The following is a 9,095-nucleotide window of genomic DNA, read 5'->3' on the forward strand; positions in this document are numbered from 1 at the left end:
AAGAAAAATGAACCGGACTTTGGCCGATACCAGACTTGGCAGTAGAAAGTTAGAGCCTCTTTTTTGTGCATCGAGTGTGCATTTCTCAGGAAATTTCATGTACGTATCGTTCTTCCGTATTCAATTTGGAATCTTCTGCGTTACACCACTTGGCAGTTCCGTCACCACGGTCACGGCATAACAACGAGACATTTGGACTAATCATCTTTAGCATCTCTACGTCCTTCTTAAACACCAGTGCTGTATTTACACCCCCTATCACTTATCTCTCCCTCCCCGACTCCTGCACCGCCTTCTGCACAGGCGACAGCAAATACTCCAACACCGTGCGTTTGCCCTGATTAATCTCAGCCACCACCTGCATACCCGGCGTGATGACCAAGGCTTTGCCCTGCGGGTCCTTGAGCACCTGCTCGTCGAGCTTGACGCGCACCTTGTAGGTCGCCATGGCGGCTGCGGCCGCTGCTGCGGCATCAGCACTGCTTGAGCCGGTGCTGCCTGATGACGAGCCATTACCGCTCTGGTTGTTCTGCGTGGCATCAGCACTGATATGGATGACCTTGCCCATCAACATGCCGTATTTTTGAAACGGATAGGCGGCGAGCTTGACCTGGGCCGACTGGCCTACCTGCACAAAACCCACGTCGTCGTTCTTGATGGACACGTCGGCAAACAGCTGTTCGCCCTGGGGTACTAAAGTCAGCACCACGGTGCCGGGTTGCACCACGGCGCCCACGGTGGTGGTGGCCAGGTCCTTGATGACGCCGTCTTGCGGGGCGCGCAGCTCCATCAGGCCTTCCTTGTAAATGCTTTTATCCAACGTCGGTTGCAGCTGCGCGGTTTTGGCGCGGACGTCGGCGAGTTCTTTTTGCAGTTCGCTTTTGTAGGCGCTTTGCAGCTGGCTGATTTTTTTGGTTTGGGCGGCAATGGTGGCGCTGAACGCCGAGACGGCGGATTGCTGGGCGTCGAGGTCTTTGCCTTTTTCAATCGCTTCACGCTGCTTGTCTGCGGCGGCCAGGCTGCCCATAAAGCCTTCTTTTTCGAGCTTCTCGTAGGCGGCTGCCGTGCGCTGGTAGGTCGGCAGTGTTTGTTGCAGCTTGGCCAGCATTTCGGCCGCGCCTTTTTTCTCATGCTCGGCTTTGGTGAGCATGGACTTTTCCTGGTCCAGGCTGTCGAGGAAGGCTTTGCGGTGCACGATGTACTGGCTTTGCACGTGGGCATAGGCCTGCGGGTCGTCGCCGGCCTTGGGCAGCATGGGCTGGTCGGCCAGCTCGGCCTCGAGGCGGCGCATCTGCAACTGCTGTGTCGCCAGGTCGCTGCTGATGCCGGCCTTGTCGGCGCTGGCCAGCGTGGTGTCGAGCCGCGCCAGCACCTGGCCGCGCTTGACGGTGTCGCCTTCGTTGACCAGCAACTCCTTGACGACGCCGGGCTCGGCGGGCTGCACGATCTTGACCAGGGTTTGCGGCACCAGCTTGCCTTCGGCAGTAGCGATGATGTCGAGCTTGCCGATCGCGGCCCAGATCAGCAGGATGAACACCAGGGCCGACACGGCCCACAGGACGATACGGCCGAACTCGCTGGGCGCTTCGTTCTGGATCAGCCTGAGCGGGTCGTGCCACTGGCTGGGTGGGCGCAGCGGGACGACCTTGGCGGAAGCTTGTGCGGTGGCCTGCTGCGCGGCGGCGACCGGCGCTTCTGCCTGCGGTGAACCGTCTTGCGGCATGGTGGGGGGCACGGCGCTCATACCTCGCCCTCCGCCTTGGGCACGGTGCGCAGCGCGGTGCCTCCGGTATGGCTGCCGTGGTTCATGGGCGTGACCTTGGCAGCGGGGCTTTGTGCGGGCGACATCAGCTGGGCGCCTGTGGCCGTGAGGCGGAAGACCGCGTCTATCTTCAGGCCCTTGGGCAGGCCGTGGGTGATGAAGAGCATGGTGACCTTGCCCTTGAGGGAATTGATGGTTTGCGCGAAGTGCTCGGCCGTAGGGCCGTCGAGCGCGCTGGTGGCTTCGTCAAACACCAGGATGCTGGGGCGCTTGAGCAGCGCACGCGCAATCGCGATGCGCTGCTTCTGCCCGCCCGAAAGGCCGGCGCCGCGCTCGCCGATCTCGGTCTGGTAGCCCTGCGGTTGGGCTTCGATGACGCTGTGGATCTCGGCCATCTTGCAGGCGGCGGTGATCTGCTCAAAGGTGGCGTTGGGGCTGGCCATCTGCAGGTTGTCGTAGATGGTGCCGCTGAACAGCATGGTCTCCTGCGGCACCACACCGAAATGGCTGCGCAGCTCGTTGGCCGAGAGGTAGCGTATGTCGATGCCGTCGATCAGGATGCGGCCGGCGCTGGGCTGGTAAAAGCCCTGCAGCAGTTTGGCCAGCGTGCTTTTGCCGCAACCCGAGGGGCCCATGATGCCAATCATCTGGCCGGGCTTGATGGCCAGCGACAGGTTCTCATACACCAGCGGCAGGTGCTCGGCGTATTTGAAGGCGATCTCATGGATCTGGATTTCGCCCTTGCGCGCGGTGTCGCGCGCGGGAATGACYGAATAAGGCTCGATCGGTGCGTTCATCAAATCACCGAGGCGCGCGACCGACAGGCTGGCCTGCTGGAACTGCTGCCACAAACCGACCAGGCGCAGCATGGGCTGCGAGAGCCGGCCCGAGAACATCTGGAAGGCCACCAGCATGCCGATGGTGAACTCCTTGCTGTGCATGACGGTGTATGCGCCTATGCCCAGGATGAGCAGGCTCATGAGCTGCTCGAGCAGGTTGGAGGCGGTGTTGTAGCTGTTGGCCAGCTGCTTGGTGGCAAAGCCGGCCTGCAAATAGCTGGCGAGGTAGCCGCTGTATTTGCTGTTGAGCTGGGGCTCGAGCTGCAGCGACTTGACGGTTTCCAGGCCGACCACGTATTCAGTGAGAAACGCCTGGTTGCGCGCGCCCATCTGGAACTGCTCCTGCAGCCGCGCCTGGAACAGCGGCGCGACCACCAGGCTCAGGCCGACGATGACGGCCAGGATGGCCAGCACGATCAGCGTCAGCGTGACGCTGTAATAAAACATGATGGCGACAAAGATCAGCAGGAATGGGAAATCCAGGATCAGCGTGACGGCCGCGCTGGCGATGAACTCGCGAATGGTTTCCACCCCATGCAGGCGGGCCGCGATGACGCCGGTGGGCCTATGCTGGAAGTACAGCGGCGGCAGCTTGAAGAGGCGCTCGAAGACGGAGGAACCCAGCACCGCGTCGACCCGGTTGCCGGTGTGCAGCACCAGGTACTGGCGCAGCCACGACAGCGCCGCGGAGAAGATCATGAACACCAGCATGCCGATGGCGATGACGATGAGCGTGCTTTCGGTGCGGTGCACCACCACCTTGTCGATGATGGCCTGGGTGAACAGCGGCGTGGCCAGCGCGATGAGCTGGATGACGAGGGAGGCCAGCAGCACCTCCTGCCAGAGTTTTTTGTGCTTGAGCAGTTCGGGCACAAACCAGCTGAAGCCGAACTTGCGCGCCTGCCGCGCCTGGGCCTCGCTGTCGGGGTCGGCGGCCGGGTCGGCCTGCGGCGTGACGCGGGTGATGTGGCCGCTGTAACGCAAGGCAAATTCAGACAGCTCCAGCGTGCGCGGGCTGGCGTCGCCGGCTTCGACCAGCAGCAGCTTGGTGGCGTCGGCTTGCAGGATCAGGGCCGGGACCGCCTGCCCGGAAGCCGGCTCTTGCCCATCTTTTTTTTCCTGCCCGGCTTCGGCTGTTTCAAACGCTCCAGCCGTTTCAGCCGTTTCAGATGCCTTGGGCTGAAGCCAGGCAATCAGCGGAAAGGTCTCCTTGTGCAGCTTGTCCGCTTTGGCCTTGTGGTGGACGGCGTCAAAGCCATAAGCCTCCATCGCGTCCACCAAAGAACGCGTTGTATAGGGTGCCGCCAGTTGCTGGCGTGCCAGCGCGTCCGAAAATGGCTTGCGATGCAGCGCGCAAATCCCCTGCAATGCCCAGAAAAAGGCATCCCCCGATATTTTCTTGTCCATCATCCCGAATCCACCCCGCCGGAGGGGCTTGCTTTATTTTGAACCATCTCGCGCCATCGTCCCTTGTCGATGCGCCACCTGCAAAGCCACCCGGTGATGTCAAAGACATGCCGCATGGCCCGAGCCAGTTTAGATTTAAAACAATCGCCGGCCCGGGCATTTTTTTGAGGTGTTGCTTTTGCGAAGCAATTTCTTTTTCGCGCGAAACATACCTGTTTGAATGGGCGCGGCATGTGAATCCATTTTTACTACTACCTCCCCCTCCAAACGGAGGAGAAGAGATTTCGCCTGATGGATAAACACGGGCAAGCTGCCGTTGAAAAACAGCGCCCCAAGTTTAAAAATTGAGCTAGAAAACCCTGGCCGCAATGCCGGCTCCACCAAACCGCAATAATGGTGGCCTCGCTGGAGATTTCACCATGGCACATGTACTGGCAAAGCTCAAAGGCGCGCCCCTGGCCGCCGTCAAACAACAGCTTGAACACGATGCAGCGGAGCATGCGGAACACGGCATGTACCTCGAGCACCTGTGGCAGAACGCGGAAAACCCGGACGAGGTGTTATTCCTGTTTCAAGTCAAAGACCTGGACCATTGCCGGCAGCGCATGCGCCAGGTGCATGCCCAGGCCCTTGCCGAGCACCCGGACGCACCCTTGCCCGAGATGACTTTTCTCGATGACTTTTAAAAACCTGTGTTTTCATCCCTGAACACCTTTGGCTGACATGACACAACGCCCTGCAAATATTCACAGCCGCTACCACGCACACATTTATTTCGGCCCCGACACCGTCGAGCAGGCGCGCGCGCTGGCCACCCGGGCCGGTGAACTGTTCCATGTCGGCGTGGGCCGCGTGCATGAGCGTGAGGTGGGGCCGCACCCACGCTGGAGTTGCCAGCTGTCGTTTGACAGCGCGGAGTTCGACCGCATCATTCCCTGGCTTGAAAACGAGCGCAAAGGCCTGGATGTGTTTGTGCACGGGCTCACGGGCGACGACCTGGCGGACCACACCACACACGCCTCCTGGCTGGGCGAGCCGGCAGAGTTGAAGCTCGAGATGTTCAGGCGCTGAGTTTGCGCCCTAACTGCGTCAGCGGCTGAACAAGCGGCGAAAGCGCCCCGGCGCGAAAAGCGCGGGCGCGGATTCCACCCATCGGTACAGCGCCTGCCCCGCGAGCAATGACAGCGCGAACGCCAGCAGCATGCCCAGCACATTCGCGGCCAGTTGCGTGGGCCAGAAATGGCTGACGACCGCGTTGGCCAGCAGGCAGGCCGGGAAGTGGATCAGGAACACCGAGTAAGAGATGCGGCCCAGATGCTGGAGCGGGCGCAGCCGCAGCCCGCGCAGCAACCAGTGGTCTTGCGCAAGGCCTGCCAGCCATACCAGGCCGAAGGCGCTGGCCAGGGCCACCACGAGCCGGCCCCTGAAATCCAGCGCCAGAGCCAGTGCGCCCAGCACCGCCATGGCGGCGAGCCAGTATCCGCGTTGCGTACCTGCCGCACGCGAGGCCCAGAAGGCCAGCATGCCCAGTGCGTAGGCGCCGAAAAAATACAGGGCGGTGATGTCAAAAAGCGGATTCCGGTTGAACATCCCCAATGAGAGCAGCGCAATCAACAGCACAGCCATGGCACCCGCCGACACCGCCGTGCTGCCACGCAGCGGCCGCGCGGCGGCAAACACCAGCACGGCCATCGCATACAGCTGCAAGTCCATCGCCACATACCAGACGCCGGCCGACAGCGCCTCCTGGCCCAACACATCCTGCAGCAGCAGGCCATGCGCCAGCAGCTGGAACAGCGTGGGCGCCGCGGGTACCGAGGGATGGTCGAACCAGGGCCTGAGCAGCGCGGCCACCAGCACGCTGACGGCGAGCGCGGCCAGGTAGGGTTTGACGAGCCGCGCATATCGCCGGAAAACCAGGGGGCCAGGCGCCTCGAACACGGCGACGCCCTGCGGCGCGAGCGACGCGGCGGCCAGGAAACCAGCCGCGACCAGGAAGAACTGAACCGCCATACGGCCGTAGTCGTAAAGCCAGTCCATGAGGCCGGGCGCGGATGAATACACCACGTCCGACATGGGTCCGTAAAAAGCCAGGTGGTGCCAGACGATCAGCACGCAGGCCAGGCCTTTGAGGGCGTCAAGGCCCTGAAGGCGCTGGGGCGTGGTCATGGCTTCGTGCGGCCGGCTGTCAGGCGCAGACGCGCTGGCGCGCATCAAGGTATTCGCGCTTGAGCTGTTCCACAAAGGCGGCGGCGCTTTGCACCTTGCTGACGGCGCCTATGCCCTGGCCGCAGCCCCAGATGTCTTTCCAGGCCTTGGACTTGCTGCCTTCGCCACCGCCGAAGTTCATGGTCTTGACGTCGCCCTCGGGCAGGTTCTCGGGGTCCATGCCGGCCGCGCGTATCGAGGGCGCAAGGTAGTTGCCATGCACGCCGGTGAAAAGGCTGCTGTAGACGATGTCGTCGGAGTTGCCGTCGACGATGGCCTGCTTGTAGGCGTCGGTGGCGCGCGCTTCATCGGTGGCGATGAAGGCCGAGCCTATGTAGGCGAAGTCGGCGCCCATGGCCTGCGCGGCCAGCACCGCACCGCCGGTGGAGATGGCGCCGGACAGCGCCAGCGGGCCGTCAAACCACTGGCGGATTTCCTGGATCAATGCAAAGGGGCTTTTGACGCCCGCATGGCCGCCCGCGCCGGCGGCCACGGCGACCAGGCCATCGGCGCCTTTTTCAATCGCCTTGCGCGCGAACTTGTTGTTGATGATGTCGTGCAGCACCACACCGCCGTAGCTGTGCGCTGCCGCGTTGATGTCTTCGCGCGCGCCCAGGCTGGTGATGTAGATGGGCACCTGGTACTTCACGCACATTTCCATGTCGTGCTCCAGCCTGTCATTGGACTTGTGCACGATCTGGTTGATGGCGAAAGGCGCGGCCGGCTTGTCGGGGTTGGCCTTGTTGTGGGCGGCCAGCGCCTCGGTGATCTCGGCCAGCCACTCGTCGAGCTGTGACGCGGGGCGCGCATTCAGCGCGGGCATGGCGCCCACCACGCCGGCCTTGCACTGCGCGATGACCAGCTTGGGGTTGCTGATGATGAAGAGCGGCGAGCCGATGATGGGCAGGGGCAGCTGGTTCAATGCGCCGGGCAGTCTGGACATGATGGCTCCGAAGTTCAGGGATTCAGGAAAACACGCTGCCCACGCGAGGGCAGCTGGAGATGGAAGACCGGGAAGGCCGTGCCGCCTTAGAAGGCTTCCAGCGCCAGCGCGGTCACGCTGTCGGCACCTTCGACGATGCTGTCACGGAGGCCGGGGGCTTTGGTCAGCAGGTGGTCGGCATAGAAACGCGCGGTGGTGATCTTGGCCTGCATGAAGGCCGTGTCCACGCCTTGCGCGATCTGCTCTTGCGCGACCAGCAGCGAACGCGCCATCTGCCAGCCGGCGACGACGTTGCCCGCGAGCATCAGGTAAGGCACGCTGCCGGCGAAGACCGCGTTGGGGCTGGCCTTGGTGTTGCCCGCGACAAAGTCGACCACGTCGATGAAAGCTTCACGCGCGGCCTTCAGGCGTTTGGCCACGGCCAGCGCGTCGGCGCTGCCCTGCTTCACGAGTTCTTTTTCAGTCACTTCGATCTGGCCGGCAATCGCCTTGGCCGTCTGGCCGCCGTCGCGCGAGGTCTTGCGGCCAATCAGGTCGTTGGCCTGGATGGCGGTGGTGCCTTCGTAGATGGTCAGTATCTTCGCGTCGCGGTAGTACTGGGCCGCGCCGGTTTCCTCGATAAAGCCCATGCCGCCGTGCACCTGCACGCCCAGCGAGGTGACTTCCAGGCTCATCTCGGTGCTGTAGCCCTTGACCAGCGGCACCATGAATTCGTAAAAAGCCTGGTTCTGCTTGCGCACCTCGGCATCGGGGTGGTGGTGCGTCGCGTCATATGCCGCGGCGGCCACGGAGGCCATGGCGCGGCAGCCTTCGGTGTAGGCGCGCATGGTCATCAGCATGCGTTTGACGTCGGGGTGGTGGATGATGGGCGCGCTGGCCTTGATGGAGCCGTCGACGGGGCGGCTCTGCACGCGGTCTTTCGAAAAGGCCACGGCCTTTTGGTAGGCGCGCTCGGCGATCGCGATGCCCTGCATGCCGACGGCGTAGCGTGCCGAATTCATCATGATGAACATGTATTCGAGGCCGCGGTTTTCCTGGCCGACGATGTAGCCGACGGCGCCGCCGTGATCGCCGTACTGCAGCACGGCGGTGGGCGATGCCTTGATGCCCATCTTGTGTTCAATGCTCACGCAGTGCACGTCGTTGCGCGCGCCCAGGGCGCCGTCCTTGCCGACCATGAACTTGGGCACGACAAACAGGCTGATGCCCTTGACGCCTTCGGGCGCGCCGCTCACGCGCGCCAACACCAGGTGCACGATGTTCTCGGCCATGTCGTGCTCACCATAGGTGATGAAGATCTTGGTGCCGAAAATCTTGTAGCTGCCGTCGGGCTGCGGCTCGGCGCGGCTGCGCACCATGGCGAGGTCGGAGCCGGCCTGGGGCTCGGTCAGGTTCATCGTGCCCGTCCATTGGCCGCTCACGAGTTTTTCAAGGTAGACCGCCTTGAGCTCATCGGAGCCGGCCGTCAGCAGCGCTTCAATCGCGCCGTCGCTGAGCAGCGGGCACAGCGCAAAACTCATGTTGGCCGAGTTGAGCATTTCACCGCAGGCCGCGCCTATGGTCTTGGGCAGGCCCTGGCCGCCAAAATCCGCCGGGTGCTGCAAGCCCTGCCAGCCGCCTTGGACGTATTGTTTGAAGGCTTCCTTGAAGCCGGGCGTGGTGGTGACTTCGCCATTCTTCCAGCTTGAGGGATTGATGTCGCCCTCGCGATTCAGCGGGGCCAGCACGCCTTCGTTGAACTTGGCGCACTCCTCGAGCACGGCTTGCGCGGTATCGAAGCCGGCTTCCTCGAAGCCCGGGATTTTTGCGATCTGTTCGATGTTGGCCAAGTGCTGGATGTCAAACAGCATGTCCTTGAGAGGGGCGATGTAGCTCATTTTTTGTCTCCGGGGTACTTCTTGCTCCTTCCCCCTCTGGGGGAAGGTTGGGATGGGGG

Annotated in this window: 7 protein-coding genes; 2 read left to right on the top strand and 5 right to left on the bottom strand. The window is 62.7% G+C overall.

The features are described from left to right. Nucleotides 1–262 precede the first annotated feature (262 nt). Together AC1D1Y_RS11285 and AC1D1Y_RS11290 are read right to left on the bottom strand one after the other, a co-directional pair. Nucleotides 263–1,744: an HlyD family type I secretion periplasmic adaptor subunit gene (locus tag AC1D1Y_RS11285; protein WP_477682426.1), complete on the bottom strand. Its 1,482-nt coding sequence runs from the start codon at nucleotides 1,742–1,744 to the stop codon at nucleotides 263–265. Next, a complete protein-coding gene (locus AC1D1Y_RS11290; protein ID WP_477682427.1) occupies nucleotides 1,741–4,008 on the bottom strand; it encodes a peptidase domain-containing ABC transporter in 2,268 nt (755 codons plus the stop codon). Before AC1D1Y_RS11290 ends, AC1D1Y_RS11285 begins: the two co-directional genes overlap by 4 nt. A gap of 419 nt (nucleotides 4,009–4,427) precedes the next feature. On the opposite strand from AC1D1Y_RS11290, the gene AC1D1Y_RS11295 reads away from it, so the two are divergent. Further along, nucleotides 4,428–4,694, top strand: coding sequence for a hypothetical protein (locus tag AC1D1Y_RS11295; protein ID WP_477682428.1), 267 nt, complete (start codon nucleotides 4,428–4,430; stop codon nucleotides 4,692–4,694). Between the two features lie 37 nt (nucleotides 4,695–4,731). Continuing rightward, nucleotides 4,732–5,079: a DOPA 4,5-dioxygenase family protein gene (locus tag AC1D1Y_RS11300; RefSeq protein WP_477682429.1), complete on the top strand. Its 348-nt coding sequence runs from the start codon at nucleotides 4,732–4,734 to the stop codon at nucleotides 5,077–5,079. Nucleotides 5,080–5,097: 18 nt separating this feature from the next. Here AC1D1Y_RS11300 and AC1D1Y_RS11305 read toward each other — a convergent pair whose 3' ends face one another. The 3 genes from AC1D1Y_RS11305 to AC1D1Y_RS11315 all read right to left on the bottom strand — a co-directional run bounded on the left by AC1D1Y_RS11305 (nucleotide 5,098) and on the right by AC1D1Y_RS11315 (nucleotide 9,036). Continuing rightward, a complete protein-coding gene (locus AC1D1Y_RS11305; RefSeq protein ID WP_477682430.1) occupies nucleotides 5,098–6,177 on the bottom strand; it encodes an acyltransferase family protein in 1,080 nt (359 codons plus the stop codon). Between the two features lie 19 nt (nucleotides 6,178–6,196). After that, on the bottom strand, nucleotides 6,197–7,159 hold the full coding sequence (locus AC1D1Y_RS11310) for an NAD(P)H-dependent flavin oxidoreductase (protein WP_477682431.1): 963 nt from the start codon (nucleotides 7,157–7,159) through the stop codon (nucleotides 6,197–6,199). Nucleotides 7,160–7,245: 86 nt separating this feature from the next. Next, a complete protein-coding gene (locus AC1D1Y_RS11315) occupies nucleotides 7,246–9,036 on the bottom strand; it encodes an acyl-CoA dehydrogenase (RefSeq protein WP_477682432.1) in 1,791 nt (596 codons plus the stop codon). Nucleotides 9,037–9,095: the final 59 nt, after the last annotated feature.

The sequence above is a fragment of the Polaromonas sp. P1_G1 genome, from assembly GCF_056405595.1.

What these genes read in the sequence shown, in the direction of transcription:
- AC1D1Y_RS11285 (WP_477682426.1), bottom strand. Translation starts at nt 1,744, where the DNA reads ATGAGCGCCGTGCCCCCCACCATGCCGCAAGACGGTTCACCGCAGGCA.
- AC1D1Y_RS11295 (WP_477682428.1), top strand. Translation starts at nt 4,428, where the DNA reads ATGGCACATGTACTGGCAAAGCTCAAAGGCGCGCCCCTGGCCGCCGTC.
- AC1D1Y_RS11300 (WP_477682429.1), top strand. Translation starts at nt 4,732, where the DNA reads ATGACACAACGCCCTGCAAATATTCACAGCCGCTACCACGCACACATT.
- AC1D1Y_RS11305 (WP_477682430.1), bottom strand. Translation starts at nt 6,177, where the DNA reads ATGACCACGCCCCAGCGCCTTCAGGGCCTTGACGCCCTCAAAGGCCTG.
- AC1D1Y_RS11310 (WP_477682431.1), bottom strand. Translation starts at nt 7,159, where the DNA reads ATGTCCAGACTGCCCGGCGCATTGAACCAGCTGCCCCTGCCCATCATC.
- AC1D1Y_RS11315 (WP_477682432.1), bottom strand. Translation starts at nt 9,036, where the DNA reads ATGAGCTACATCGCCCCTCTCAAGGACATGCTGTTTGACATCCAGCAC.